Below are 26863 nucleotides of genomic sequence, written 5' to 3'. Positions count from 1 at the left end.
GTTGTGTGCACCGAGGCAGGGTGACGTTCGCGGAACCGGCACCGGTGTCGTGTGGTGTCACCACGAAACATCCCGCATGTTGGTGCGGTTACCAGCCATTGGCTGCATATCTCGGATGAATAACGCGCTCGTGGTACTTTTTGCCGTGTCGAACGTACTCGAAGTCCGTTTTGCTACGTCGACACGGTGGTCGACCACGTGGTCGTCCGCCCCGCGACACCGCACACCTCACGACGATGGAGCACTCCGAGCATGAACGACGGATCAGGTGGGCCCCTCACGGGCGTCAAGATCGGCAAGGCCCCCGCCCACAGGTCCACCAGGACGCCCTCCACCACCGCAACCCCGACCAACACCAGCGAGGCCGACGTGACCACCAGTGACCAGATCTCCGAGCACGCTCTGCCGAGCAGCTCTCCGGCGACCAACGGCGGATCGAACGGGAGCAGCTTCTCCGGCGCGTCCCGGCACCCGAGCCCGGATCGCCGCACCGCGATGGGTATCGCGTCCATCCGCATCGCCGGCCGGCTCACCCAGAACGAGCTGACCAGCCGTGACACGCGTCCGATGGACACCTCCAACGGGCCCGACGAGCTGCTGCAGCTGCTCGGCGAGTACCTCACCTCCGGTGGACTGTCGAGCCCCGAGCTGCACGTGCGGTCCAACGGCACCACCGTCGTCCTGGATCTCACCAACCCCGCCAAGGGTTTCCGCTGATCCGATCGACTCAACCGATTGACATCGGAGTCACCGCACGAAAACGGCCCCCGGTTCCAGTGGAACCGGGGGCCGTTCTGCTACGAGAGTCGGGTCCGAACGCTACCCGTCATCGCGTCGGGTATCAGGCCGGGGGCATGAGCACCGAGTCGATGAGGTAGACGGTCGCGTTGGCGGTCTGGACGCCACCGCAGACGACGTTGGCGTCGTTCACCTTGAGGGCGTCGCCCTCACCGGTGACGTTGACCTGCTGGCCCTCGACGGTGGTCTGCTCGCCGTCGATGTCGGACGGTGCGATCTGGCCGGGCACCACGTGGTAGGTCAGGATCTTGGTGAGCAGCGCCGAGTCGGTCTTCAGCGTCTCGATGGTGGCCGGGTCGATCTTCGCGAAGGCGTCGTCGGTCGGCGCGAAGACGGTGAACTCGTCACCGTTCAGCGTGTCGACCAGGTTGACCTGCGGGTTCAGCTGGCCGGAGACGGCCTGCGTGAGGGTCTTGAGCAGCGGGTTGTTGGAGGCGGCCACGGCGACCGGGTCGGCGGCCATGCCGCTCACGGAGCCGGCACCGTCCGGAACCTGCTCGGCGTAGGAGGCGCAACCGGGTCCGACCAGGTTGGAGGCGGGGTCGGCGGAGCCCGACGACATCGCGCTCGAGGTCATGGAGGAGGCCGACGAGGTCATCTCGGCCATCGACGACGTGGCGGCGTCGGTGGTGCTGCCGCCGTCGTCGGAGGAACAGGCGGACAGGCCGAGAACGGCCACTGCCGCGAAGCCGACGGCCATTGCGCTCTTGCTCTTCGTGACGCTCATTGCGAAACCCTTCTCGTTGTTTGAACCGAGTACTCAGCGGCCCGTGTGCTCGGTCACTGTCGGTTGTGTCATCTACTCTTCGGAGCATCCCCACAGGGGGGATTGGTGCATCTGTCGGAAAAAACTCGAGCCGAGCGAAATCGGACGAGTCGGACATACATCACCGCAGGTGGAAGCAGTTTTCCTCCCCTGCAGTCGATCTCATTTTCTGGGATCCACCCGGTTCGGTCCGAGCCCGGCGGGAAGCTTCTCCGGCGGGCAGTCCTCCTGCACGGCGGTGAACCACCCGCTGTAGTGGAACAGGCGTCCCAGAGTGCGCCCGCGCACCTCGATGTCGATCCGGTGCCGACCCTCCTTCTCGTCCCACCACTCCCGGCCGAAGGTTTCCGCCGACACCAGGGCGGGCGGCTTGATCGATCCACGAGGGGCGAGGAAACGCGGTGTGCCACTGATCAACCGGAGTCCACCCTCCTCGTCCGCCGCGCACGACGTCGAGACCACCATGTCGGGTCCGGCCCCGATGTAGTCGAGTGCGTCACCCTCGGGATCGCGCACCATCACCGAGTCGAGCGAGACCTCGCGACCGGGAAACTGGAACCTCCGCACGAAAGCCAGTGTCTCCCTGCCCAACTCGTCCTCGTAGGCGTAGTTGGCGATTGTGAAGGGGATGTTCTCCCCCGCGCTTGCGGGGACCATGCGCCGGGCGCCGCCCAGCCACAGCGCCGGCGGCGGCAGCAGCCGGGAGTGCTCGATGCGTTCCATGACCCCGGTGCCGAACTGGGCGACGTGGTCGTCGGAGCCGAACCCGAAGCGCCACTGCACTTTCGGGTGCAGGCGCGTGAACTCCGGCCCCATGACCGCGGACACGACGGACGGCATCGGCACATTCCTCCTCCGCGCGACCGAAGGGGCACGCGAGAAGGGTGTACCCCGTCTCGCGGGAAACGACACGGCGCCGTCACGACACGGCGAGCCACGGGGCTCAGCCCAGCTCGTCCGCCAGTTCCATCCAGCGTTCCTCGACGGCGTTCTTCTCGGCGACGACGGTGTCGAGCTCGGCGCCGAGGGTCTGCGCCCGCACGGGATCGGTGGCCGCCTCCGCCAACGCCGCGTGCAACGTCTTCTCCCGATCGTCGAGCTTGACCAGGGACCGCTCGAGCCGGGACAGCTCCTTGCGTGCAGCGCGCTCGTCCGCACTGCCCTTGACCGTCGACGCCGACGCCGACGCCGACGCGCTCGCGGCGGGTGCAGCGGACCCGATGGATCGCCCCGATCCGGCGGCATCCGCCGCACCGGCGAGCCGCGCGCGACGGCGGAGGTACTCCTCGATGCCCCCGGGCAGATTGGTCAGGCGACCGTCACCGAACAGCGCCCACGTGGAGTCGCAGATGCGCTCGACGAGGTACCGGTCGTGACTGATGACCACGAGCGTCCCCGCCCAGGAATCGAGAAGATCCTCGAGTTGCTGGAGGGTGTCGATGTCCAGGTCGTTGGTGGGCTCGTCGAGCAGGAGCACGTTCGGCTCGGACATGAGCACGCGCGTGAGCTGCAACCGTCGACGCTCGCCACCGGACAGGTCACCGACCGGCGTCCGCTGGCGCGCCGGCGTGAAGCCCAACCGCTCGGCGAGCTGACCCGCACTGATCTCCTTGTCGCCCAGCTGGATCCGCTCCGCGACGTCCTGGACGGCTTCGAGCACACGCATGTCGACCGGGAGGTCGTCGAGTTCCTGGCGGAGCCAGCCGATGCGCACGGTCTTGCCCTCGACCCGACGTCCCGACGCCGGCTCGAGTTCGCCGGCGAGGGTGCGCAGCAATGTCGTCTTGCCCGATCCGTTCACACCGACCAGGCCGATCCGCTCCCCCGGGGCGAGACGCCACGTCAGATCGTTCACGAGAACTCGCCCGTCGGGCGTCGTCAACGTGGCGTCCTCGAGCTCGATGACGATGCGACCGAGGCGCGTCCGCGCGAACGAGGCGAGGGCGACCGAGTCGCGCGGGGCCGGCACGTCGGCGATGAGCGCTTCGGCCGCCTCGATGCGGTAGCGCGGCTTGGACGTCCGCGCGGGCGGACCACGGCGCAGCCAGGCCAGTTCCTTGCGGGCGAGGTTCCGGCGACGGTCCTCCGCGGCGTCGGCCTGGCGGGACCGTTCGGCGCGGGCGAAGATCCAGTCCGCGTATCCGCCCTCGTAGGTCTCGACCCCTCCGCCGACGACCTCCCACGTCCGGGTGGCAACGGTGTCGAGGAACCACCGATCGTGCGTGACGACCACCAGCGAGGACCGACGGTTCACCAGATGCTCGGCCAGCCACTGGACGCCCTCCACGTCGAGATGGTTGGTGGGCTCGTCGAGAACCAGCAGATCGAGGTCGCGGACCAGCGCCGCGGCCAGCGCGGTGCGCCGACGCTCACCACCGGAGAGTTGCTCGACGGGCGCGTCCAGGCCGAGGCCGGTGATGCCGATGCCGTCCAGCACGCTGCGGATGCGGGCGTCGCCGGCCCACTCGTGCTCCGCGACGCCGAGCGGGGCGAGCACGACGTCTCCGACGGTGGAGCCGGGCGGCAACACCCCACGCTGGGTGACGACGGCCATACGGAGGCCGCCGACCCGGCTGACGCGGCCCGAGTCCGGTTCCTCGATGCCGGCCAGGACCTCGAGCATGGTGGTCTTGCCGCCGCCGTTCAGACCGACGACGCCGATGCGCTCGTTCTCCTGAACGCCCAGCGACACGCGTTCGAGCAGGGGCTTGACCCCGAAGGACTTCGAGACCTGTTCGAGGTTGACGAGATTGGCCATCAGGAACGTCCTCGTTCGTCTCGGGTGACACGCGCGCCGGGCACCGGACCGGACGCGACGCGCACCGTTCGGCACACGCCGGCGCCGGACAGTTCGGCCCCGACCTCGACGGCGTCGTCGGCGGATGCGCACAGGAACGCGCAGGTGGGCCCGGACCCGGACACGATGCCGGCGATCGCACCCGCGTCGAGGCCGGCGCGCAGCGTCCGGCGCAGGTCCGGACGCAGCGACAGCGCGGCCGCCTGCAGATCGTTCGCCAGCAGCGGACCCACGCGGGTGGGGTCGCCGGATGCGAGGGCCTGCATCAACTCGTCGGGATCGCCCGCGCGCGGCGGGGTGCCGCGCTCGCGCAGGCGGTCCAGCTCGCGATACACCGACGGGGTCGACAGCCCGTCCTTCGCCAGCGCCAGCACCCAGTGGAACGTGTTGCGGGACAGGACCGGAAGCAACTTCTCCCCTCGCCCGGTCCCGACGGCGGTTCCACCGGCGACGGAGAACGGCACGTCGCTGCCGAGCCGGGCCGCGAAACCCATGATCTCGGCGCGGGACAGTCCCAGCTCCCACAGCTCGTCGAGCGCGACGAGGGTGGCGGCGGCGTCGGCACTCCCTCCGGCCATGCCGCCCGCGACGGGAATGCCCTTGTCGATCGTGATCGCGACGCCGGGAGCGCGGCCCACGGCCTCCGCGACCATGACCGCGGCTCGCCAGGCGAGGTTGCTCGAATCCACCGGCACCGACGCGGCGTCGTCCCCCCGCACCGTGACGGAGATACCCGGGGCGCCGACCACCGAGACGTCGTCCACGAGGGACAGGGCGTGGAAGACGGTGGTCAGATCGTGGTAGCCGTCCGGACGCAGGTCACCGACGGCCAGGTGCAGATTGACCTTGGCGGGGGCGCGGACCCGGACGGGCCGCGTGACGACGGTGAGCACGACGAATGACTCTATCGCGACACCGTCGTCGGTCAGGACGCGGTGGCCGCGAGCCGCACGAACGCCGCGGCGTCGAGGGTCTCGCCGCGGGCCGACGGGTCGATCCCGGCCTCGACGAGGCGTCGCTCCGCGGCGGCGGCACCGCCGGCCCATCCGGCCAACGCCGCGCGCAGCGTCTTGCGGCGCTGCGCGAAGGCCGCGTCGACGACGGCGAACACCGCCCGTCGGGTCTGCTCGTCCTGAGGCCAGGGCGGCGTCGCGTAGCGGTCGATGCGCACCAGACCGGACTCGACCTGCGGGACGGGCCAGAACACGCTGCGCCCCACGGCTCCCGCACGGCGCACGGCGCCGAAGTACGACGCCTTCACCGACGGCACGCCGTAGATCTTGGACCCCGGGTCGGCGGCGAGGCGGTCGGCCACCTCCGCCTGGACCATCACCAGCGCGGTGCGCAGGGTCGGCAGCGTCGAGAGCAGATGCAACAGCACCGGCACGGCCACGTTGTACGGGAGGTTGGCCACCAGCGCGGTCGGGTTCCCCGGCACCTCGTCCGGTCGCACGCGCAGCGCGTCCGCCTCGATCACCGTCAGCCGGTCCGCACGCGACCCCGCACGCTCCGCGGCCGTGGTCGGCAGACGCGCGGCGAGCAGGGGGTCGATCTCGACGGCGACGACGCGATCGACCACGTCCATGAGAGCCAGCGTCAGGGACCCGAGGCCCGGACCCACCTCGAGCACCGTGTCGTCGGGCCCGACGCCGGCTGCGGCGACGATGCGGCGCACGGTGTTCGCGTCGTGCACGAAGTTCTGGCCGAGCGTCTTGGTGGGCCGCACACCCAGCTCGGCGGCCAGGGTGCGGACCTCGGCCGGGCCCAACAGGCGCACTTCGCTCGACGACACGGGTGCCGAGCCTACTGGGCTCGGTACCGCCGGGTCAGCGCAGACCGAGCTTGCTGGTGCAGGACGGCCAGGCGCCCCACCCCTGCGTCTGCTGCGTGCGGGAGGCGATGGCGATCTGCTCCTCGCGGGTGGCGAGGTCGGCGCGGGGGGCGTACTTCAGACCGCCCTGACGCTCCCAGGTGTTCTGGTCGAACTGCACGCCGCCGTAGAAGCCGTTGCCGGTGTTGATGGCCCAGTTCCCGGTGGCCTCGCACTGCGCGAGCGCGTCCCAGGTGGCGCCGTTCTCCACGGGCGGCACCTCGGTGCCGGGCTTGGCGCCGACCCGGACGACCTTGGGGACCGCGGGAACGGTGACGTCGGCGTCGACGAGGGTGCGACCGGTCTCGACGCCGTTGACCAGGGTGACCTCGTAGGTGGCGTTCTGCTCGCCGGGCGCACCGGCGGATTCCTCGACGGTCCGCGACATGTTCATCGTCGGATCCTCGATGCGCTGGTCCGGCGGCGGCACGGCCTCGGTGAGGGTGCGCACCTCGGTGCGTTGGCGGGTCACGGCGATCTGCTGGCCGTCGCTCAGCGGGGTGTCCGCGGGGGGCTCCACGGTGTCCTGCTGCTCGAGCGGTGCACCGGCAGCGGCGAGGAACTCGCCGACGGTCGGTGCGGCGAGGCGCAGCGGCGCGGGCTGTGCGGCGCCGTCGACGAGGGTGACCGACTTGGGCAGAACCACCTCGACGGTGCCGCCCTCGAGCGGGATCTGCTGATCCTCGGGCTGATCGATGTGGACGTCCGGGGCGATGCCGAGTTCGCCCTTCGCCTCGGCGACGGTGCTCGCGGTGGTCCAGACCGACGACGGCGCGCCGTCGACGAGCAACGTGACCTCGCGGGCGCGCTTCAGGGTCACCGTGTCCCCGTCGGTGATGGTCGCGTCCACGGCGGGTTCGACGACGTCGCGGTCGGCCGGCACGTACCCGGCCGCGGCGAGCGCGCCGCGGGCGTCGGTGCTCATGGTCGACAGCGAGATGCGCTGCCCGTCGACGTCGACGGTGACCGTCTTGTGCCGGACGACCGCCACGGACGCGCCCACGACGAGGGTCAGCAGAAGCGCCGCGACGGTGGCGTAGAGCAGTCGCGAGCGCGCCGAGTTCAGGCGGGCTACGTGAGACATGAGCTCACGGAATCGCGGGGGGTCACGAGAAGATCACGCACGAGAGGTCCTTGCCGGTGAAACGATCCCGCTCGCGTCGCGGGGGACGCGAATCGGGGCTTGCGGTCACGATACGGTAACGGACGTGCGTCACCCCGGCAACTTCGGACGGTGCGCGTACTCGTCGGCGCTCCTTACCCATCGGTAATAAGAGCCGGGGCCCCGGAGGGGTTTAGTGTCCGACCCGTGAACTCGACCATCCCACCCGTGCGTCGACTGTCCCTGGTCGCCGCCCTCGTCGCCCTCCTCGCGCTCGTGCTGGGCCCGGCCGCCGCGCAGGCGCAGCCGGCGCCGCCGAATCCCGTCGAGGGGCGCACGTTCACGATCGCCACCGACATCACGTTCGCGCCGTTCGAGTTCCAGGACGCGTCCGGCGAGTTCGTCGGCATCGACATGGACCTGATCCGTGCGATCGCCGAGGACCAGGGATTCTCGGTCGACATCCGGCCGCTCGGCTTCGACGCGGCCCTGCAGGCCGTGCAGGCCGGCCAGGCCGACGGCGTGATCGCGGGCATGACCATCACCCCGGCGCGCGAAGCGGTGTTCGACTTCTCCGAGCCCTACTTCGAGTCCGGCGTGCAGATGGCGGTCCTCGAGAACTCGTCGATCACCTCGTACGAGGACCTCGCGGGCCAGCAGGTGGCGGTGAAGAACGGCACCGAGGGCGCCGACTTCGCCGAGTCCATCAAGGGGCAGTACGGGTTCACCACGCGGTACTTCGCCGACTCGGCGAGCATGTACGACGAGGTTCGGACCGGGAACTCCGTCGCCGTCTTCGACGACTACCCGGTGCTGCAGTACGGCATCACGCAGGGCAACGGGCTGAAGACGGTCACCGAGAAGGAAGCGCCCAGCAACTACGGATTCGCCGTCAACAAGGGCGCGAACGCCGACCTGCTCGCCGCGTTCGACACGGGTCTGGCGAATCTCCGCTCGTCCGGGCAGTACGACGAGATCCTGAACACCTACATCGGCGCGGGCGCCGAGGAGACCGACAACTCCATTCCCGGCCTGATCAAGTCCGAGTACCGGGAACTGCTGAAGGGCCTGTGGCTCACCGTGGTTCTCACGGTGATCTCGATCGTGATCGCCCTGATCCTCGGCGCGATCTTCGGCCTCTTCCGCGTCAGCACCAAGGCCTGGCTCCGGGCGATCGGCGCGACCTACGTCGCGATCTTCCGCGGGACCCCGCTGCTGGTGCAGGCGTTCTTCATCTACTTCGGCATCCCGGCCGCGCTCGGGTTCACGATGACGGCCTTCACCGCGGGCATCATCACGCTCTCGCTCAACGCCGGTGCGTACATGGCGGAGATCGTGCGCGGCGGAATCCTGTCGGTGGACAAGGGTCAGATGGAGGCCTCGCGCAGCCTCGGCATCTCCTACCTGACGTCGATGCGCAAGGTGGTCATGCCGCAGGCCATCCGCACCATGATCCCGTCGTACATCAACCAATTCGTCATCACGCTCAAGGACACCTCGATCCTGTCCGTGATCGGTCTGGCCGAGCTCACGCAGTCCGGGCGCATCATCATCGCCCGCAACTTCCAGTCCTTCAACATGTGGCTGATCATCGCCGTCATGTACTTCGTCATCATCATGGCGTTGACGATGCTGTCGAACCGTCTCGAGAAGAGGATCAACAAGTGACCAGCACCGAGAAGACGACGGCGGCCGAGGTCAAGATCCGCGCGACCGGCCTGAAGAAGGCGTTCGGCGAGCTCGAGGTCCTCAAGGGTCTCGACGTCGACATCCACTCCGGCGAGGTGGTGTGCGTGATCGGGCCGTCGGGCTCGGGCAAGAGCACGTTCCTGCGGTGCCTGAACAAGCTCGAGGACATCACCGGCGGCACCGTGGTGGTCGACGGATTCGACCTGACGGATCCGAAGGTCGATCTGGACGAGGTGCGTCAGCACATCGGCATGGTGTTCCAGCACTTCAATCTCTTCCCCCACATGTCGGTGGTGGAGAACGTCATGCTCGCGCCCGTCGAGACCAAACGGGCCGACAAGAAGGGTGCACGGGAGAACGCCGTGCGTCTGCTGGACCAGGTCGGCCTGGCCGACAAGGAGAACGCCAAGCCGGCGCAGCTCTCGGGTGGGCAGAAGCAGCGCGTCGCGATCGCGCGTGCGCTGGCGATGAACCCCGACATCATGCTGTTCGACGAGGCCACGTCCGCCCTGGATCCCGAGATGGTCGGCGAGGTGCTGCAGGTGCTGCGCGATCTCGCGAAGGGTGGCATGACCATGGTCGTGGTGACGCACGAGATGGGATTCGCCCGCGAGGTCTCGGACCGTGTGATCTTCATGGCCGACGGGTACATCGTCGAGGAAGGCACGCCGGATCAACTCTTCGGCAACCCGCAGAACGACCGCACCAGGGACTTCCTCAACAAGGTTCTCTGACGACTCGGTGTCGGGCGGACCGTCGTGGTCCGATCGGCGCCACGAAAGGCGCGCCATGACGGACGAGCAGGAACAGATGCAGAAGATCGTCGCGACGATCGACGCCCGGCTGGGTCAGCAGACCTCGGGCCTGCAGAACGAGGTCCCGCCCGGCGCCAGCGCCCAGTCCGACGACGAGGACGGCGAGCGCGGCCCCCTCGGCCGCGATTACCACCTGGCCGGCAAGTACGCCCAGGCCCTCGCGATCGGCGAACCGCAGGTGATCGACCGGGCCGAGTTCGACCGCCTGGTCGAGACCTACGGGGAGGATGCCCGGTAGTCCGTCCCGTGGCCCGATCGTGACCTTCGGGATGCTAACGATCGGTACGTGACCGGCGACACATCGGTCATGACCTCGACGACCTTCGCTGCTCGGATCGCTGTACTCGCGGCGTGTGCCGCCGTCGCCGCGGCCTGCGGCGGGCAGACCGACGGGACGGCCCAGCCGGCCCCGGCCGACCCGACGACGTCCGTCGTCGCGTCGTCGCCGTCGTCGACTGCCGTCGCGACGCCGTCGGCGTCGGACGTCCCGACGCCGGGGCCCACCTTCACCGAGACCGTGACGGTCCCCGCCCCCGCACCCGCGGGACCGGTGCCGTGCGTCGACCCGTCGTCGGCGAACGTCCGCGCCGCCGTCGCGAACCTCGGAACCGATTCGCAGGGCGGTCGATTCGTGATCGACGATCACACGATGGGCATCAGTTCCGACGGATGTCCGTCGCTCGAGTGGGCCCGCGCCACCGGTACCGGGATCCAGAACGGCACCGTGCAATCCCACGTCCTGTTCTTCACGAACACCGGGTCCTACCTGGGCACGGCGACGTCGGATGCGTACAGCTACACCTCGGTGGTCGGCGCCACCGACGACACCGTCACCGTGCGGTACCGCTGGCTTTCTCCCGACGACGCCAACTGCTGCCCGTCCAACGAGTCGTACGTGACGTTCACCCTGGTCGGCGGGAACACGATCGTGCCGGACGGACAGTTCCCGCCGCGCCCGTGAGCGATCCCGGCGGTGGGCGTTCCGCCCCCGGTCAGAGCCGGAGATAGATCTCCTCGTTGACCCGGTCGGCCACCCCCTGCAGGCGGCTGCGTCGGTGGGCGCCGGCGATGGAGTCGTCGAGAGCGGCGAGCACCGCCGGATCGTCCCCCTGCTCCCGCAGGCGGTCCCGGATCCACTCCATGCGGTGCGAGTGCTCCGGGGCGAGCGGCATCGCGCGGATGGTGTCGGGGTCCACGTCGGGCGAGAGGACCTCGCTGGATCCGCCCGCCACGCGGATGCACAGGGCCGTGCTGACGCACTTGAAGCACCGTTCGCAGTTGTAGGTCTCGGCCTGCTCCTGGAAGCAGACCCGGACGTAGCGCATCGCGGGAGCCCAGTCCGAGATCTCGGCGATCTTGGTGGGCCGCCAGGCGTCGTCGTCGTCGTGCACCAGGCGCACCCGCGACGACGACCAGTGGGGATCGACGTAGGGATGCGAGCCGTGGCGGCTGGTGATCGGCGGACTGCTGGGCACGATCACCGCGGCGAGCGTGGGCGCGAGACACAGCGCGACGTGGGCCAAGGCCGGTCCGAAGTACAGCCGCGGCCACGGCACCCGCAGCGGGTCGCTGACCCGGCGCACCGTGGTGCGCACGACGATCAGCTCCTTGCCCAGGTCCGTCGCGGCGGCCTGCGCCCGCTCCACCGCCAGGTCCGCCGCCGACCCGTCGTGGTCGTCGAGGTCCATGCCCAGGACGAAGATCAGGTGCGTGATCTCGTCGAGGTGCTTGCGCACGGCGTGGAAGGAATCGACGCCGAGGCTGAAGAAGCACCCCACTCCGCGACCCTCGCCGGGCACGCGGACGACGTCGTTGCCGAAGAGTCCCGCATCCATCGACACCGCGTCCACCTCGGGAAACCAGGACGCGAAGATCGCGCCCGCGGCCGCCGCGCCGGCCCGCTGCTCGCGGTCGACGTTCGCGGGCACGCCGTCCTCTGTGCGGATCTCGAGGGACGACGCGATGCGCATCGCCAGCGCGTAGGTGGCGGGGACCCACGGTGCGGCGCCGGTGTCGATCGGGACCGACGCGGAGGTCTCGGCGGTGAACTGCCCGCGCCCGGTGTCCAGACGCACCGCGGTGGTGTGGGCGTCGCGCGTCAGGACGGTGGCGGTCATCGGTCGGCGAGGCCGTCGTAGGGGGATCACGCGCTGTGTTCTATCACGACAGACCGCGCGGTGTTTTATCACGACGGACCACGCGGGGTCGTCGTCGTCCGCACCGACCGTCAGGTCAGTCGGTACACCCGCTCCGCGGTCGCCGTGGCCGACGCCGCCGCGGCCTCCGGGTCGCGGCCGGTGATCTCCGCGAACGCCCGCGCGGTGTAGGGCAGGCAGTACGGCTCGTTCGGCGCGCCCCGGAAGGGGTGCGGGGTGAGGAACGGCGCGTCGGTCTCGAAGAGGAACTGCCCGTCGGGGACCAACTGCGCCGCCTCACGCAGCTCCCGCGCGTTGCGGAAGCTGACCGTGCCGGAGAAGCTCAGCACGTACCCGGCCTCGACACAGGCCTCGGCCATCTCCGGGCCGGAGCTGAAGCAGTGGAAGATCACCGTGTCCGGGGCGCCCTCGTCCAGCAGTACCGCCAGCAGGTCGTGATCGGCCTCGCGGTTGTGGATCATCAGCGGCTTCTGCAGCCGCTTCGCGAGGTCGATGTGCCAGCGGAACCCTTCGATCTGGTCCTCGACCGACGCGCACCCGTCGAGCTTGCCCGGCCAGTAGTAGTCCAGCCCCGTCTCCCCCACCGCCACGACGCGGCGATCACGGGCGAGCGACTCGACCTCCGCCTTCACCTCGTCGGTGAGGACGTTCGCGCGGGTGGGGTGGATGGCGACGGCGGCCCAGACCCGCGAATCCCAGTGCGCCGCCTCGACGGCGAAGCGAGCGGCGGCGAGGTCGTCGGCCACGGTGACCACACGCGAGACCCCGACGGCCTCGGCGCGGTCGAGGACCGCGGCCACACCCGCCGCGTCCGTCGCGCCACAGGCGTCGAGGTGGGTGTGCGCGTCCACCAGCGGGACCAGCAGGGCAGGGGCATCCGGGGCGGGACGGTCTTTCGGCACGAAAGATAGAGTATGCGCACCATGACTGCTACTCCCGATGCTCCGGTGGACGCCGCCGGCCGCCCGCCGTTCTACATCACCACCGCGATCGCGTACCCCAACGGCACCCCGCACATCGGGCACGCCTACGAGTACATCGCGACCGACGTGCTGGCGCGGTTCAAGCGTCTCGACGGTCACGACGTCCGGTTCCTCACCGGCACCGACGAGCACGGGTTGAAGATGGCGCAGACCGCGGCGAAGGAGGGGCTGAGCACGGCGGATCTCGCGCGCCGCAATTCCGACGCCTTCCAGGCGATGCAGGAATCGCTCGGCATCACGTTCGATCGCTTCATCCGCACCACCGATGCGGATCACCTCGAGGCGAGTCGCACGCTGTGGCAGCGCATGGCCGACCGGGGAGACATCTACCTCGACACCTACAGCGGGTGGTACTCCGTGCGGGACGAGGCGTACTACGCCGAAGGCGAGACCACGCGGCTCGAGGACGGGTCGCGCATCGCGACCGAGACCGGAACGCCCGTGGAGTGGACCGAGGAGTCGACGTACTTCTTCCGGCTCTCGGCGTACCAGGACAAGCTGCTCGCGCTGTACAAGGAGCGGCCCGACTTCGTGCTCCCCGCCACCCGGCGCAACGAGGTGGCGAGCTTCGTCGCGAGCGGATTGAAGGATCTGTCGATCTCCCGGTCGACGTTCGACTGGGGTGTCCCGGTCCCGGGCGACGAGTCCCACGTCATGTACGTGTGGGTCGACGCCCTCACCAATTACCTGACGGGCGTGGGCTATCCGGACGTCGAGGGCGAGGCGTTCCGCACCTTCTGGCCCGCGGACGTGCACATGATCGGCAAGGACATCGTGCGCTTCCACGCCGTGTTCTGGCCCGCCTTCCTCATGTCCGCGGGCATCGAACTGCCGAAACGCGTGTTCGTGCACGGCTTCCTGACCAACAAGGGCGAGAAGATGTCCAAGTCGGTGGGCAACGTGGTCGATCCCGCCGCGCTGATCGCGGACTACGGCCTGGACGCCGTGCGGTTCTTCCTGCTGCGCGAGGTCTCGTTCGGGCAGGACGGCAGCTACAGCCACGAGGCCATCGTCACGCGCATCAACGCCGACCTCGCCAACGAGCTCGGCAATCTCGCGCAGCGGTCGTTGTCGATGGTGGCGAAGAACTGCGACGCGCGAGTGCCGACGCCGGGCGACTTCACCGACGCCGACGAGGCCATGCTCGGGCATGTCGCCGGTCTCGCCGATACCGTTCGGGCCCACATGGATCGGCAGGAACTGCACCTCGCGCTGGAGGCCATCTGGTCGGTGCTGGGCGAGACCAACCGCTACTTCTCCGCGCAGGAACCGTGGGTGCTGCGCAAGACCGACCCCGAGCGCATGGCCACGGTCCTCTACGTGACGCTCGAGGTCCTGCGCGTCGCGGTGATCCTCACCCAACCGTTCATGCCCGATGCCTGCGCACGCCTGCTCGATCTGCTCGGGGTGTCCGACCGCGACTTCGCTTCTCTCCCCACTCGTCTCACCCCGGGAGTCGAACTCCCGAAGCCGACGGGCGTCTTCCCGCGCTACGTCGAGCCCGACGTGGACTAGACCCGCGTAGGTCCGAGCCACCGCCACCGCCGGCCGATCAGGCGAGCTTCTCGAGCTCCTCGAGAGCCGTGTCGAGGTGCGTGAGCATGCGCTGCAACGACGGAACGCTGCGGCGGTCTCCCACGAGACCGAAGTTGACGTTGTCGGCGTTGGTGGCCAGCGTGATGTTCAGCGCCTGCCCGTCGAGCACGATCGAGGCCGGGTAGACGCCGTCGAGACGTGCACCGTTCCAGTACATCTCGGTCTTCGGACCGGGGACGTTGGAGATGATCACGTTGAACGGCGGCGGGGTGTTGCGCACGAAACCCGGCACCGGCGTGAGCAGCAGCGGGGCCATCACCGCGGCGCCGTAACCCAGCGCCTGCAGAGGGCTGAGATTCCGCATCATCGCCTTGGAGTCGTTCATCGACCGCACGACGGCCGCGAGCCGGCGTTCGGGGTCGGGCTGATCGGTTCCGAGGTTGCAGAGCACGGTGGTCACCGCGTTGCCGCCGGCGGCGTCCGCGCCGGCCTCGCGCATCGACACGGGCACCATGGCCACGAGGGGCTCGTCGGGGAGTGCGTTGCGGTCGATGAGGTAGGACCGGAGCGCGCCCGCGCACATGGTGAGCACGACGTCGTTCAGCGTGACGCCGAGTGCGGACGCGACGTCCTTCATCCGCGTCTTCGACCATTGCTGCGACGCGAATCGGCGAGCGCCGCCGATCGGCACGTTCAGCATGGTGTGCGGCGCGGACAGCGGCAACACCATGTCGTTGCCCCGCAGCTTGTTCCACCCGATGCGGGCCGCCGCCGGTCCGATTCCCGCGAGCTCACCGGCCGCCTTCACGCCGCTCGTGACCGCCGCGAGGGTGCCGCTGCCCGTCGTCGCGACCTCCGAACTCCGCTTCTTCCGGAACAGGGCGGGATCCCAGATGGGACCGCAGTCCCGACGGTCCGGATCGGGCGTGAGCGTCTTCTCGAAGAGCTTCAGTGCCGACACCCCGTCCACGAGGGAGTGGTGGATCTTGCTGTAGAGCGCCAGGCGACCGTCCGCCAGCCCTTCGATGACGTGCAGCTCCCACATGGGCCGGTGCCGATCGAGGGGCGCCCCGTGCTCGGCGGAGATGTAGCGCAGGAGTTCCCGCACGCGCCCGGGTCGCGGCAGCATGATGCGGCGGACGTGGTGTTCGAAGTCGAGGTCGTCGTCGAAGATCCACCGCACGGTGCCCATGACGTTGACCGGCGGGGCCGGACGCTTGCGGAACAACTCGTAGACGTCGGTGGCCGCCTCGAACGTCTCGTAGACCTTCTGGCCGAAGGTCTCCTCCTCGCCCTCCGGGGGCACGAACAGTTGCAGCCCGCCCACGTGCATCGGGTGCTCTCGCGTCTCCGCCACCAGGAACATGGATTCGGTGACCGGCATGAACGGCATCGACGCACCCTCTCTCGGCCCGGCGGCAGGGCGTGATCGCCCAGCTCACCTGCATTCTCACCATGCTACTCACAGGTAACGAACGTGCATCGGACCGGACAACGAGCGGTCACGGTGTGACCCCGATTACAACGGATGTCTCGAAAGGTGTTTCATGTTGACGTGCCGGTGCGATCCCCACTGCGAAGAGGGATTCGACGAGAAGCCCGGATGAGAAGACGACGGAGGGCCGCCAGATGAGCATCGCCTCGGCCGAGATGACCACGTCCCTGCGACGGAACGCCGGACGCACGGCGTCGCACGGCTACGGGATCGCCCCCGTCGACCGGCAGGAGTTCGTCGGCACCAGCGTGCAGGGGCGGGCCCTCGCCACGTATCTGCGCACCACCGTCCGCCCGTTCCTGGGACTCTGGGCCCATACTCACTCGCTCCCCTGGCCCACCGGGCTGGTCGATCAGGCCGGACGCCTGCTCCCCCCGGTGGGAACCACGCGCTGCACCCCGGTACGCCTGGACAACTGCCGCGCCGAGTGGATCCACAGCGACCGTCCCCGCCGCCTGGGTCCGACCGGTCGTTCCGAGACTCCCCGCCGCCGCGCCGATCGGGATCGGGTGATCCTGTATCTCCACGGCGGAGCCTTCGTCGTCTGCGGACTCAACAGCCATCGGCGCCTGACGTCGCGCATCGCCCACACCACGGGCGCCGACGTCCTGTCGGTCGACTACCGCATGATGCCGCGCAACCCCATCTCGCACGCCGTCGAGGACGGCGTCGACGGCTACCGCTACCTGCTCGACGCGGGGTACCTGCCGGAGCAGATCTTCATCGCCGGTGACTCCGCCGGTGGCTACCTGTCCTTCATGGTCTCGCTCGCGATCACCATGCTGGGACTGCCGCAGGCGGCCGGCATCATCGCCCTCTCACCCCTGACGGACCTCGATCCGAGCCGAAAGATGGCCCATCCCAACGCGGCCCGGTGCCCGGTCTTCCCGGCCGGTGCGGTTCCGGCGTTGACCGCGTTGGCGGACAGCGTGGAAGCCCGCATCGTCGTCGAGGGCACGCGAGGACCTCGCGTCTGTCCGGTGAACGCCGATCTGAGCGACATGCCGCCGGTTCTGCTGCAGGTCGGCTCGAACGAGATGGTCTATGCGGACTCCGAGCTCATGGCGGATCGTCTGGCCGAAGCCGGCGTCGAGTGCCGACTCCAGGTGTGGGAGAACCAGGTTCACGTCTTCCAGGCGGCCGACTTCGTTCCCGAGAGCGGACGTGCCATCCGGGAGATCGCCGCGTTCGTCGACGAGCGCGTCGCCTCCGCCGGACGGGTGTCCGACATTCGTCCGGGCGCATAAGCGCACCGGTACGGGTCACCGTCGGTAACATTCACGCTCATGGCAGTCAGTGGCAGCAGAGAAGTCGACATCGAGGCTCCCCCGGCGGACGTGCTCGCCGTGATCGCCGATCTGGAGGGGCTGCCCGCGTGGTCGTCCATCCACAAGAAGGTCGCCGTTCGCGAGCGTGACGACGCCGGTCGTCCCCTCGTCGCGGAGATGACGGTGGCCGTCATGGGCATCACGGACGAGCAGGTGCTGGAGTTCACCTGGACGGACACCTCCGTGTCGTGGGAGGTCGTCGAGTCGACCCAGCAGAAGTCCCAGTCCGCCCGCTACGACCTCACCGAGACCGACCGGGGCACCCACCTCACCTTCGAGATCACGCTCGACCCGAAGATTCCGGTACCCGGTTTCATCGTCAAGCGCGGCACCAAGACGGTGCTCGAGACCGCGACGGACGGCCTGCGCCAACAGGTCGTCGGCTGATCCGCGCCGGCTACTGCGACCGGGCGGTCAGAACCGCCTCGTAGAGAGCGCGTTTCGACACCGCCGCGTCCGAATCGGCGGCGACGCGCGCGCAGGCGTCCTTCAGGCCCAGACCGCCCTGCACCCACTCCTCCACCGCGTCGACGAGGTCCTCGGGATCGGCGGCGGCCGGGGCCGCGCCCGCGAGCACCACGGTGATCTCGCCGCGCACCCCGTCCGCCGCCCACTGGGCCAGATCCGCCAGGGTGCCGCGCCGGACCTCCTCGTAGGTCTTGGTCAGTTCACGGCAGACGGCGGCGGGCCGCTCCGGCCCGAGGACCTCCACGGCGTCCGCGAGCGTGTCGGCCAGTCGATGCGGCGCCTCGAAGAACGCCACCGCACGCTGCTCGGTGACCAGCGTGCGCAACCACGCCTGGCGCGGTCCTCGCTTGCGCGGGGGAAATCCGTCGAAGCAGAACCGCTCGACGGGCAGACCCGAGAGCGCCAACGCCGTCGTCACTGCCGACGGTCCGGGCAGGCACGTCACCGGCAGGTCGGCCTGCGCGCACGCCGCCACCAGGCGGTACCCGGGATCGCTGACCGACGGCATTCCGGCGTCGGTCACCAGGAGCACCCGCGATCCGGCGCGAATCTCCTCCAGCAGACCCGGGATGCGGTCGGTCTCGACCTGGTCGTAGAAACTCACCACCCGCCCGGTGATCTGCACGCCCAGGGCCGACGCCAGCGTCTTGGTACGCCGGGTGTCCTCCGCCGCGACGACGTCCGCGGTGGCGAGCGCCTCGCGCAGCCGCGGCGACGCGTCGTTCGGATCGCCCATGGGGGTGGCACCGAGGATCAGCACGGCCGTCCTCTCTCGTCGTCCGGTCGACCGGTCGGGCCCGGCGACACTCGTTCCCCCTAGCCTACGATCGAACGGTGACCCTGCTGACCGCGCGCACCGATCCGGCGCGACGGTCGACCCCGCCGGCCGTCGCCCCCGGCCCCCTCGTGCCCGTCGAGACGTTCGGCCCCACCGATCGGGTGCGCGGCTGGGTGGTGACCGTCGTCGTCACGGCGATCGCGGCGGTCACCCGTCTGGTGATGCTGGGCTACCCCACCGACGCCGGGACGCCCGTCTTCGACGAGAAGCACTACGCACCGCAGGGGTACCAGGTGCTCACCGGAGGCGGGATCGAGGACAACCCCGCGTACGGGCTGGTGGTGCACCCGCCCGTCGGCAAGCAACTGATCGCCGTCGGCGAGGCCGTCTTCGGGTACACGGGGTGGGGGTGGCGGCTGTCCTCGGCCGTGTTCGGCATCCTGCTCGTGCTGCTGGTGATCCGCATCGTGCGGCGGATGACGCGCTCGACCCTTCTGGGCGCGATCGCCGGCCTGCTGCTCGTCGTCGACGGCGTCGCCTTCGTCTCCTCGCGCGTGGGCATGCTCGACATCTTCATGACCCTGTTCGTCGTGGGTGCGTTCGGAGCACTCGTCCGTGACCGCGACGACGTGCGCGAACGGCTGGCTCGCGTCGCCGCGCAGGGTCGCCTCGAGGTCAGCACGCTCGGGCCGCGCCTCGGCGTGCGGTGGTGGCGCTTCGGCGCGGGCGTCCTGCTCGGCCTGGCCTGCGGCACGAAGTGGTCCGGACTGTACTTCGTCGCCTTCTTCGGCCTGCTGAGCGTGGCGTTCGACCTCGCCGCCCGGCGTCGGTACGGGGTGGTTCGACCGTGGCGCGGCACGGCCGTCCGCGACGTCGGCCCCGCCCTGTACGCCTTGGTGGCCGTCCCCGTCGTCGTCTACCTGGCCACCTACGCCGGGTGGTTCGCCAGCGAGACGGGCGTCGACCGGCACGCCGTGGGCACCGAAGTCGGCGCGGGCGGACCGTTCTCCTTCGTTCCCGACGCGCTGCGCTCGCTCTGGTACTACAGCGGCAACGTCCTCGAATTCCATGCCGGACTGACCAATTCCGCCGGCAATCGCCATCCGTGGGAATCCAAGCCGTGGACGTGGCCGATGGGGCTGCGGCCGATGCTGTACTACTACGCCGACGGGGACACCGTCGCCGGCTGCAGTGCGCCGGGCAGCTGCGTCAAAGCGGTGATGCTGATCGGGACCCCGGCCCTGTGGTGGCTCGCCGTCCCGATGCTGGCGTGGGCGCTGTGGAGCACCGTCGCGCGGCGCGACTGGCGCTACGCGGCCGTGCTGGTCGGCTACGGCGCCGGCATCCTGCCCTGGTTCCTGTCGCTGGACCGCCAGATGTACTTCTTCTACGCGACCGCGCTCTCACCGTTCCTCGTCATGGGCCTGACGTTGGTGATCGGCGACGTGATCGGCCGCGCCCGAACAGGACGGCGACGCACCCTCGGCCTGGCTCTGGCCGCCGGGTACGTCGCCGTCGCGATCGCGAACTTCGTGTGGCTGTGGCCGGTTCTCACCGGCCTGCCGATCACCGAGACGCTGTGGCAGCAGCAGTTGTGGCTGCCCAGCTGGCGGTGAATCGGTCCGTCAGAGTTCGACCATGCCGTCCTTCTCCCTGCGTCGACGCCGACGGGTGTGCGTGAGCACCGCGGGATCGTGCGAGAGGTCGCGGTAGAGCGAGACCGACAGGCCGATCATGACGACCACGAACGGCGCGGCCGCGATGATCGTCATGGTCTGCAGACCGTTCAACGCGTCCGAGCCGCCCGTCCACAGGATGATCGCGGCGGTGGCTCCGGTGATGGCGCCCCAGAAGACGACGACCCAGCGGCTGGGCTCGAGGGTGCCCCGCTGGCTCAGCGTGCCCATCACCATCGAGGCGGCGTCGGCGCCGGAGACGAAGAAGATGGCGACGAGCACCATCACGACCACCGCGGACAGCCCGAAGAGCGGCAGGTGCTCGAGCATGCCGAACAGTTGCGACTCGCTCGACCCCCGGGCCGCGAGGTCGATACCGTCGCGTTGCTCGGAGATGCCGGCGCCGCCGAACACGGAGAACCACACGAGGCTGACGACGCTGGGCACCAGGATGACCCCGACGATGAACTGTCGCACGGTGCGTCCGCGGCTGATGCGGGCGAGGAACATGCCGACGAACGGGGTCCAGGACACCCACCAGGCCCAGTAGAAGATCGTCCACGACGACAGCCACGACGCGGTCTCGGGGTTGCTCGACGCCGCGGTGCGGGCCGACATGTGGAAGAGCTGGCTGACGTAGTCGCCGATCGTCGTCGGGATCAGGTTCAGGATCAGCACGGTGGGGCCGAGCACGAACACGAAGATCGCGAGCACGAGGGCGAGCACCATGTTGATGTTGGAGAGCCACTGAATGCCCTTGGCGACGCCCGACACCGCGGACGCGATGAACGCCAGGGTAAGCAGGGCGATGACGGCGACCAGCAGCAGGGTGCCGGGCTCACCGAGCCAGCCGAGCACCTCGACGCCGGAGCCGATCTGCAGGGCACCGAGGCCCAGGGACGCGGCGGTGCCGAAGAGGGTGGCGAAGATGGCGAGGATGTCGATGACCTTGCCGATCGGGCCCTCCGAGCGGCGCCCGAGCAGCGGGAAGAACGCCGACGAGATCAGCTGCCGACGACCGCGGCGGTAGGTGCTGTAGGCCACGGCGAGGCCCATCACCGCGTAGATGGACCACGGATGCAGGCTCCAGTGGAACATGGTGGTGGCCATGGCGTTTCCGACGCCGCCATCCGTTCCGGGCGGCGGGGTGACGAAGTGCTCGAGCGGCTCGGCGACACCGTAGAACATCAGGCCGATGCCCATGCCGGCGCTGAACATCATCGCGATCCAGCTGACGGTCTTGAACTCCGGCTTCTCGCCGTCCTTCCCCAGGGGGATCCGGCCGTACTTGGACACCGCCAGGTACAGGCAGAAGAGCACGAAGCCGGTGGCGGCGATGATGAACAGCCAGCCGAGGTTCGTGACCAACCAGTCGAGGACGGATCCGGTCACGCTCTCGAGGTTCGCGGGCCCGGCGAGACCCCACACGATGATCGCGGCGACGACGACGGCCGTCACACCGAACACGGTTCTGTCCAAACGGGGTGCGGTCGCGGCGGGCGGGTCGACCGGTTGAGCGTCGGGGGCCGGGGACGGCGATGGTGCGTTACCGGGCGAGTCGGTCTCCTTGGACATGGTCATGACATGTCACGGTGCTCGTTCCGGCGGCGGTAATCAAGTCACCGTGCGGCGCGTGACCGGGAACGACCGCGCCCGAACACCCCGTCGAGGCTGAAGGACCCGGCTCCGACGACGGCCAGCAGGAGTGCGCCCGCACCCAGTCCGACCACCAACTCCCAGCCGCCGTCGGTGACGAAGACGCCCTTGTCGAGGTGCACGAACACCAGCGCGCCGACCATGTCGATCACCAGGAGCAGCCCGACCACCGGAGTGAGCAGACCCACGATGAGCAGTCCTCCGCCCACGAGCTCGACGAACGTGGCGAAGTACGCGGAGAACGTCGGGAACGGGATGCCCATGCCCTCGAACCCGGCCGTGGTGGCGTCGAGTCCGTTGGTGTTCAACTTCTGCCAGCCGTGGGCCACGAAGACGATGCCGAGTGCGACGCGGGCGACCAGGGCGGCGAGATCTCTGACGACGGGACTGTTCACGGGAGTTCCTTCGGGATCGGGGATGCGAGCGGGTTCACCGTGGCACAGCTGAGTTGAAGCGTCAACTTGGGGTCGACATCACCGCTGCGGGGGTGTCTGCACCGCGTCGAAGGCCGTTCGCACCCACCGCACGGCCTCGTCGTCCTCCACCCCGGCCCGACGCGCGGCCCGCGCGTACTCCGTCGCCGCGGTCTGCACGGCGGCCACCGCGGGGTCGTCCCCCGCGGCCACGAACGTGCCCGACCGACCCCGCGTGACGACGACGCCGTCCTGCTCCAGCTCGCGATACGCCTTGGCCACGGTGTTGGGAGCGAGCCCCAGGTCGGCCGCGAGGGCCCGCACCGTGGGCAACCGCGAACCGGCGATGAGAGCACCGGAGCGCACACCCCGGACGATGCCCGAGCGCACCTGCTCGAAGGGGGCGTCGTCCGTCGACAGGTCGATCGGCAGACTCGCCCCGTGCGGGGTCTCACGCTGGGTCACGACTCCTCCTCCTGCTTCGACTGCATTCTCACGGTCCGGCGTCACGGTCCGGCGTCCCGGCCCGGCGTCATACTGGTGCGGTGACCGTCACCGTCTATCACAACCCCCGCTGCTCCACCTCGCGCACCGTCCTCGCCGCGGTGCGGGACTCCGGTGTCGAACCCACGGTGGTGAAGTATCTCGAGACTCCGCCGGACGAGGCCACCCTCCGACGCCTCATCGACGATGCCGGGCTCACGCCGCGCACCGCCGTCCGTCGGCGCGAGAAGCTCTACGCCGAGCTCGGCCTGGCCGACGCGGACGACGAGACCGTGCTGCGCGCGATGCTCGACCATCCGATCCTCATCGAGCGCCCCTTCGTGGTCTCGGACGCCGGAACCGTCCTCGCCCGGCCGGCGGCCACGGTGTCGCGCGTTCTCTGAGCGGTCGGATCAGGTCCGGAGGCTGTCGCGCGACACCGGACACGACATGCACCGCGGTCCGCCGCGACCCGAGCCCAGCTCGGATCCGGCGATGCGCAACACCTCGATGCCCGACGCCTCGAGACGCGCGTTGGTCTCGACGTTGCGTTCGTAGGCGACCACCACGCCGGGAGCCAGAGCGAGAGTGTTGTTGCCGTCGTCCCATTGCTCGCGCTCGGCGGTGACGCTGTCGAGGCCGGTGTCGATGACGCGCAGCTTCTCGATGCCCATCGCCTCGGCGGCCGCCCCGAGGAACGGGTCGGCACCGGTGATGCGCACGCCGCCGTCCTCCCGGCGAATGGTGAACGCCGACAGGGAGTCTCGAATCGCGGGGTACATCACCACGGCGTCGGTGTCGACCATGGTGCACACCGTGTCCAGATGCATCGACGCACGCTCCTGGGCGATGGGCACCACCAGGACGGTGTGCGCGAGGTCGTCGTCGAAGAGACTGCGCGCCAACGCTTCCGCACCGGCGGGAGTGGTCCTCTCCCCCACTCCGACCGCCACGACGCCGGGCGCGAGGAGCAGGATGTCGCCGCCCTCGACGGGCGCGGTGTGCGACTCGTACGCGCGGCGGACCCCGAGGAAACGCGGGTGGAACGCGTAGACGATGTCGGTCAACGACGTCTCCCGAGACCGCGCCCGCAGCGCGAGCGACGTGATGGCCACCCGCGAGCCGATCCAGAAGGACGAGTCGCGAGTGAAGAGCAGATTGGGCAGAGGCTCGATGACGAAGTCGGCGCCGTGGTGCATCCGCCGCACCAACGAGATGCCGGCGCCGTCCCCGACCGGCAACTCGTCGAAGGTCATGCCCGCCATGAGAACCGTGGCCAGCTCCGCCGCCGGAAGCCCTCGCAGGTAGGTGGTGAGGTCGCGCGCGAGCACGTGCCCGAGCCGTCGGGGATCGACCGCCGCCGCCACGCCTTGCACGCGGGCCGCGCCGCTGTGGTCGAGCGTCTCGGTGAGCAGGTCACCGAGCAGCAGCACCTCCACGCCGCGGGACGCGAGCAACTCGGCGAACGCGTCGTGCTCGTCGCGGGCTCGATCGACCCACGGCAGCCCGTCGAAGAGCAGCTGATCGTTGTTCCGCGGGGTCAGGCGTCGCAGCTCGTCACCGGGTCGGTGCAGCAGCACCGTCCGCAGCGTGCCCACCTCGGAATCCGCCCCCAGTGGGGCGCCCGGCCTGTCGGGTGCGGTCATGCACCGACGGTAGTCCGTCGGCGCCGTCCTCACACGGCGGACGTCACTTCAGCAGGCGAGTGAAGTAGTCGTTCGCCGCCTGCATCGCGATCTCGTACGGCAGAGCGAATTTGCGCTGCAGCCAGAACGCGAAGCGAATGTCGTTGCCGGAGTACACCAGGAAGTGCCCCCGCTCCATGCCGCGCAGGATGGCCAGGGCCACGTCCTGCGGTTCGGCGGCCCGGTCGTGGAAGTGATTCTCGAGCCGTCGCACCTTCGGGTCGGCGCGATCGACCCCGGCGATGCGCACGGTCTCGACCAGCGGGGTGCGGACCGCGCCGGGAACCACCAGCGAGACCCCGATGCCGTGCCGGGCCAGGTCGAAGCGGAGCACCTCGGAGACGCCGCGCAGCCCGAACTTGCCGGCGCTGTACGCCGCGTGCCACGGGAAGGCCAGCAGACCGGCCGACGACGAGACGTTGACCAGGTATCCGCCGCGTCCGGCCGCGATCATCGCGGGCACGAACGTCTGGATGACGTGGATCGGCCCCATGAGGTTGACCTCGACCAGCTGCCGCCAGTGCTCGTGCGGCATGGTCTCGACCGTTCCCCACGCCGAGATCCCCGCGACGTTCATCACGACGTCGACGGCACCGTGCGCGGCGTGGACGTCGTCGGCGAAGGCGGCGACGTCGTCGTACTGCGAGATGTCCAGCGCGCGCGATGAATCGACGACGCCACCACTCGCCTCGACGTCGCGCACCGTGTCGGCCAGGCCGGCCTCGTCGATGTCGGTGAGAATCAGACGACCGCCACGCTGCGCCACCGCCTGCGCGGTGGCCCGCCCGATTCCGCTGGCGGCACCGGTGACGAGCACGCGGCGGCCGTTCACCGTGCGCCGCTTCCGCGTCGCGCCGCGACCTCGCAGCCTGCCCAGGACCACCACCGGTTCACCCCTCCTCGTCCACCGCCGCGCGTGCCGGCGGCCGGATCGACCCTACCGAGCCGACGCGTCCCGGCGGGCCGACTTGTCAGACGCACCAAAGGGGGCGAAACTCGGATGCACCATGGCACTCGTCTCGAAAGGCTTCGTCGGGCGTCGACGCGACGACGACGGCCGCACCCCACCGGGTCAGTATCTGACCAAGGATTTCCCCGTGCTCGCGATCGGGCCGTCGCCGTCCGTCGCGACCGATACCTGGACGTTCCAGATCACCACCGAGCGCGGCGAGAGCCGGACGTGGACGTGGGACGAGATGGCCGCGTTGCCGCACGAGCGGCCCACCGTCGACATCCACTGCGTGACCAAGTGGTCCAAGCTCGACACGACGTGGACCGGCGTCTCCCTCGACGTGCTCCTCGGCGGGCTCGAGACCGACGCGCAGTACGTCGTCGTGCACGGGTTCGACGGGTACACGACCAACCTCCCCCTCGAGGACCTTCTGGGCGGAAAGGCTTGGCTGGTCACCGAATTCGACGGCGCGCCCCTCACGCGCGAGCACGGTGGCCCCGCGCGACTGCTGGTGCCGCACCTCTACTTCTGGAAATCGGCCAAGTGGGTCTCGCGCATCGAACTCACCGAGCAGAACGAACAGGGGTTCTGGGAGCGCGGCGGCTACCACGACTACGGCGACCCCTGGCGCGAGCAGCGCTACCAGGGCGACTGATCGCCCCATGGCCGTTGCTCTCTCCGGCGCCAAGCCCTGGCTGGTCGCCACCGTGGTCGAACGACGCGCGGAAACACCCACCGCCGCCACCCTCCTGCTCGACGTCGACGGGTGGACGGGTCATCACGCCGGACAGCACCTCGACGTCAAACTCACCGCCGAGGACGGATACAGCGCGCAACGCAGCTACTCGATCGCCTCGGCGCCCGACGGCACGCCGCGCATCGAACTCACGGTGCAGACCGTCGGCGACGGCGAGGTCTCGCCCTATCTCACGTCGTCGCTGGAACCGGGCGACCGAGTCGAGGTCCGCGGGCCCATCGGGCGCTGGTTCGTGTGGCGTCCCGCGGCGCCCACCGGGCCGCCGTCGCCGCCGGTGCTGCTGGTGGGCGGCGGATCGGGCATCGTCCCGCTGCGCGCGATGGTCCGCGCCCGCACGACGGCGGTGCCGTTCCGGGTGCTCTACTCGGTCCGCGAACCGGCGGAGGTGTACTACGCCGACGAGTGGGCGCACCCGCACCCGGGAGTGGACGTCACCCTGATCCACACCCGTCGCGCACCGGTCGCGTCCCGTCGACCCGTGGGGCGCATCCAGGCGGCGGATCTCGACGCCCACGGGTGGCCGGCCGAGTTCGAGCCCGACTGCTACGTGTGCGGCCCGACGAGCTTCGTCGACGCGGTCGCGGACATGCTCGTCGACCGCGGGCACGCCCCCGGCAGAATTCGCACGGAACGCTTCGGGCCGAGCTGACAACTCGCGCC

At 69.6% G+C, this 26863-nt stretch carries 27 protein-coding genes; 12 read left to right on the top strand and 15 right to left on the bottom strand.

Annotation, left to right across the window (positions count from 1 at the left end):
• The first annotated feature begins 252 nt into the window (after window positions 1–252).
• Entirely contained in the window at window positions 253–717 is a 465-nt protein-coding gene (locus RC2_RS03585; protein ID WP_068147594.1) for a hypothetical protein, read from the top strand.
• 124 nt (window positions 718–841) lie between these two features.
• Here the strand turns inward: RC2_RS03585 and RC2_RS03580 are convergent, their stop codons facing one another.
• From RC2_RS03580 to RC2_RS03555, 6 genes are all read right to left on the bottom strand, one after another.
• Window positions 842–1525 carry a fasciclin domain-containing protein gene (locus RC2_RS03580; RefSeq protein ID WP_068147521.1) on the bottom strand — a complete coding sequence of 228 codons (684 nt, stop codon included), beginning with the start codon at window positions 1523–1525 and terminating at the stop codon, window positions 842–844.
• 201 nt (window positions 1526–1726) lie between these two features.
• On the bottom strand, window positions 1727–2404 hold the full coding sequence (locus tag RC2_RS03575; protein WP_068147518.1) for a DUF4166 domain-containing protein: 678 nt from the start codon (window positions 2402–2404) through the stop codon (window positions 1727–1729).
• Window positions 2405–2507: 103 nt separating this feature from the next.
• Complete coding sequence (locus tag RC2_RS03570) at window positions 2508–4322, bottom strand: ABC-F family ATP-binding cassette domain-containing protein (protein ID WP_068147516.1); 1815 nt, start codon at window positions 4320–4322, stop codon at window positions 2508–2510.
• On the bottom strand, window positions 4322–5254 hold the full coding sequence (locus RC2_RS03565) for a 4-(cytidine 5'-diphospho)-2-C-methyl-D-erythritol kinase (RefSeq protein WP_068147512.1): 933 nt from the start codon (window positions 5252–5254) through the stop codon (window positions 4322–4324). Before RC2_RS03565 ends, RC2_RS03570 begins: the two co-directional genes overlap by 1 nt.
• A 32-nt stretch (window positions 5255–5286) precedes the next feature.
• Window positions 5287–6153 carry a 16S rRNA (adenine(1518)-N(6)/adenine(1519)-N(6))-dimethyltransferase RsmA gene (rsmA, locus tag RC2_RS03560; RefSeq protein WP_068147509.1) on the bottom strand — a complete coding sequence of 289 codons (867 nt, stop codon included), beginning with the start codon at window positions 6151–6153 and terminating at the stop codon, window positions 5287–5289.
• Window positions 6154–6187: 34 nt separating this feature from the next.
• Window positions 6188–7315, bottom strand: coding sequence for a resuscitation-promoting factor (locus RC2_RS03555; protein ID WP_068147506.1), 1128 nt, complete (start codon window positions 7313–7315; stop codon window positions 6188–6190).
• A 225-nt stretch (window positions 7316–7540) separates the two neighbouring features.
• Between RC2_RS03555 and RC2_RS03550 the strand changes: the two genes are divergently transcribed.
• The 4 genes from RC2_RS03550 to RC2_RS03535 all read left to right on the top strand — a co-directional run bounded on the left by RC2_RS03550 (window position 7541) and on the right by RC2_RS03535 (window position 10798).
• Entirely contained in the window at window positions 7541–9001 is a 1461-nt protein-coding gene (locus tag RC2_RS03550; protein ID WP_068147502.1) for an amino acid ABC transporter substrate-binding protein/permease, read from the top strand.
• Window positions 8998–9756 carry an amino acid ABC transporter ATP-binding protein gene (locus RC2_RS03545; RefSeq protein WP_068147499.1) on the top strand — a complete coding sequence of 253 codons (759 nt, stop codon included), beginning with the start codon at window positions 8998–9000 and terminating at the stop codon, window positions 9754–9756. Before RC2_RS03550 ends, RC2_RS03545 begins: the two co-directional genes overlap by 4 nt.
• A 55-nt stretch (window positions 9757–9811) precedes the next feature.
• Complete coding sequence (locus tag RC2_RS03540; protein ID WP_068147497.1) at window positions 9812–10075, top strand: modification methylase HgiDII; 264 nt, start codon at window positions 9812–9814, stop codon at window positions 10073–10075.
• A 69-nt stretch (window positions 10076–10144) separates the two neighbouring features.
• Window positions 10145–10798, top strand: a complete 654-nt coding sequence (locus RC2_RS03535) for an LppP/LprE family lipoprotein (RefSeq protein WP_139277257.1) — start codon at window positions 10145–10147, stop codon at window positions 10796–10798.
• A 31-nt stretch (window positions 10799–10829) separates the two neighbouring features.
• Here RC2_RS03535 and RC2_RS03530 read toward each other — a convergent pair whose 3' ends face one another.
• Complete coding sequence (locus RC2_RS03530) at window positions 10830–11954, bottom strand: hypothetical protein (RefSeq protein WP_068147484.1); 1125 nt, start codon at window positions 11952–11954, stop codon at window positions 10830–10832.
• Window positions 11955–12064: 110 nt separating this feature from the next.
• A complete protein-coding gene (locus RC2_RS03525; RefSeq protein WP_068147481.1) occupies window positions 12065–12895 on the bottom strand; it encodes a TatD family hydrolase in 831 nt (276 codons plus the stop codon).
• Between the two features lie 21 nt (window positions 12896–12916).
• Here RC2_RS03525 and metG point away from each other — a divergent pair, with 21 nt between their 5' ends.
• Window positions 12917–14491, top strand: a complete 1575-nt coding sequence (gene metG, locus RC2_RS03520; protein ID WP_068147591.1) for a methionine--tRNA ligase — start codon at window positions 12917–12919, stop codon at window positions 14489–14491.
• A 37-nt stretch (window positions 14492–14528) separates the two neighbouring features.
• On the opposite strand, the gene RC2_RS03515 is transcribed toward metG, so the two are convergent.
• The gene (locus tag RC2_RS03515; protein ID WP_068147478.1) at window positions 14529–15905 is read right to left on the bottom strand and encodes a WS/DGAT/MGAT family O-acyltransferase; all 1377 of its coding nucleotides are present in this window, start codon (window positions 15903–15905) and stop codon (window positions 14529–14531) included.
• A gap of 257 nt (window positions 15906–16162) precedes the next feature.
• On the opposite strand from RC2_RS03515, the gene RC2_RS03510 reads away from it, so the two are divergent.
• On the top strand, window positions 16163–17254 hold the full coding sequence (locus RC2_RS03510; RefSeq protein WP_068147589.1) for an alpha/beta hydrolase: 1092 nt from the start codon (window positions 16163–16165) through the stop codon (window positions 17252–17254).
• Between the two features lie 39 nt (window positions 17255–17293).
• Complete coding sequence (locus tag RC2_RS03505; RefSeq protein ID WP_068147474.1) at window positions 17294–17722, top strand: SRPBCC family protein; 429 nt, start codon at window positions 17294–17296, stop codon at window positions 17720–17722.
• A gap of 10 nt (window positions 17723–17732) precedes the next feature.
• Here the strand turns inward: RC2_RS03505 and rsmI are convergent, their stop codons facing one another.
• Window positions 17733–18539: a 16S rRNA (cytidine(1402)-2'-O)-methyltransferase gene (rsmI, locus tag RC2_RS03500; protein WP_068147587.1), complete on the bottom strand. Its 807-nt coding sequence runs from the start codon at window positions 18537–18539 to the stop codon at window positions 17733–17735.
• 98 nt (window positions 18540–18637) lie between these two features.
• Between rsmI and RC2_RS03495 the strand changes: the two genes are divergently transcribed.
• Complete coding sequence (locus RC2_RS03495) at window positions 18638–20197, top strand: dolichyl-phosphate-mannose--protein mannosyltransferase (protein ID WP_068147470.1); 1560 nt, start codon at window positions 18638–18640, stop codon at window positions 20195–20197.
• A 9-nt stretch (window positions 20198–20206) separates the two neighbouring features.
• On the opposite strand, the gene RC2_RS03490 is transcribed toward RC2_RS03495, so the two are convergent.
• The 3 genes from RC2_RS03490 to RC2_RS03480 form a co-directional block, all read right to left on the bottom strand.
• Window positions 20207–21838, bottom strand: a complete 1632-nt coding sequence (locus tag RC2_RS03490; protein WP_082895453.1) for a BCCT family transporter — start codon at window positions 21836–21838, stop codon at window positions 20207–20209.
• Window positions 21839–21876: 38 nt separating this feature from the next.
• Window positions 21877–22308: a DoxX family protein gene (locus RC2_RS03485; protein WP_068147467.1), complete on the bottom strand. Its 432-nt coding sequence runs from the start codon at window positions 22306–22308 to the stop codon at window positions 21877–21879.
• A gap of 78 nt (window positions 22309–22386) precedes the next feature.
• On the bottom strand, window positions 22387–22791 hold the full coding sequence (locus tag RC2_RS03480; protein ID WP_245810940.1) for a GntR family transcriptional regulator: 405 nt from the start codon (window positions 22789–22791) through the stop codon (window positions 22387–22389).
• Between the two features lie 80 nt (window positions 22792–22871).
• On the opposite strand from RC2_RS03480, the gene arsC reads away from it, so the two are divergent.
• The gene (arsC, locus tag RC2_RS03475; RefSeq protein ID WP_068147463.1) at window positions 22872–23213 is read left to right on the top strand and encodes an arsenate reductase (glutaredoxin); all 342 of its coding nucleotides are present in this window, start codon (window positions 22872–22874) and stop codon (window positions 23211–23213) included.
• A 9-nt stretch (window positions 23214–23222) separates the two neighbouring features.
• Here arsC and arcA read toward each other — a convergent pair whose 3' ends face one another.
• Window positions 23223–24455, bottom strand: a complete 1233-nt coding sequence (arcA, locus tag RC2_RS03470; RefSeq protein WP_068147461.1) for an arginine deiminase — start codon at window positions 24453–24455, stop codon at window positions 23223–23225.
• A 43-nt stretch (window positions 24456–24498) separates the two neighbouring features.
• On the bottom strand, window positions 24499–25371 hold the full coding sequence (locus RC2_RS03465) for an SDR family oxidoreductase (RefSeq protein ID WP_245810974.1): 873 nt from the start codon (window positions 25369–25371) through the stop codon (window positions 24499–24501).
• A gap of 130 nt (window positions 25372–25501) precedes the next feature.
• On the opposite strand from RC2_RS03465, the gene RC2_RS03460 reads away from it, so the two are divergent.
• The gene (locus RC2_RS03460; protein WP_068147458.1) at window positions 25502–26101 is read left to right on the top strand and encodes a sulfite oxidase-like oxidoreductase; all 600 of its coding nucleotides are present in this window, start codon (window positions 25502–25504) and stop codon (window positions 26099–26101) included.
• Window positions 26102–26108: 7 nt separating this feature from the next.
• Entirely contained in the window at window positions 26109–26852 is a 744-nt protein-coding gene (locus RC2_RS03455) for a ferredoxin reductase (protein ID WP_068147455.1), read from the top strand.
• The last annotated feature ends 11 nt before the right edge of the window (window positions 26853–26863 follow it).

It is taken from the genome of Rhodococcoides corynebacterioides NBRC 14404 (assembly GCF_001894765.1).
GTDB lineage: Bacteria > Actinomycetota > Actinomycetes > Mycobacteriales > Mycobacteriaceae > Rhodococcoides > Rhodococcoides corynebacterioides.
This window is presented reverse-complemented; position numbering and strand designations above follow the sequence as displayed.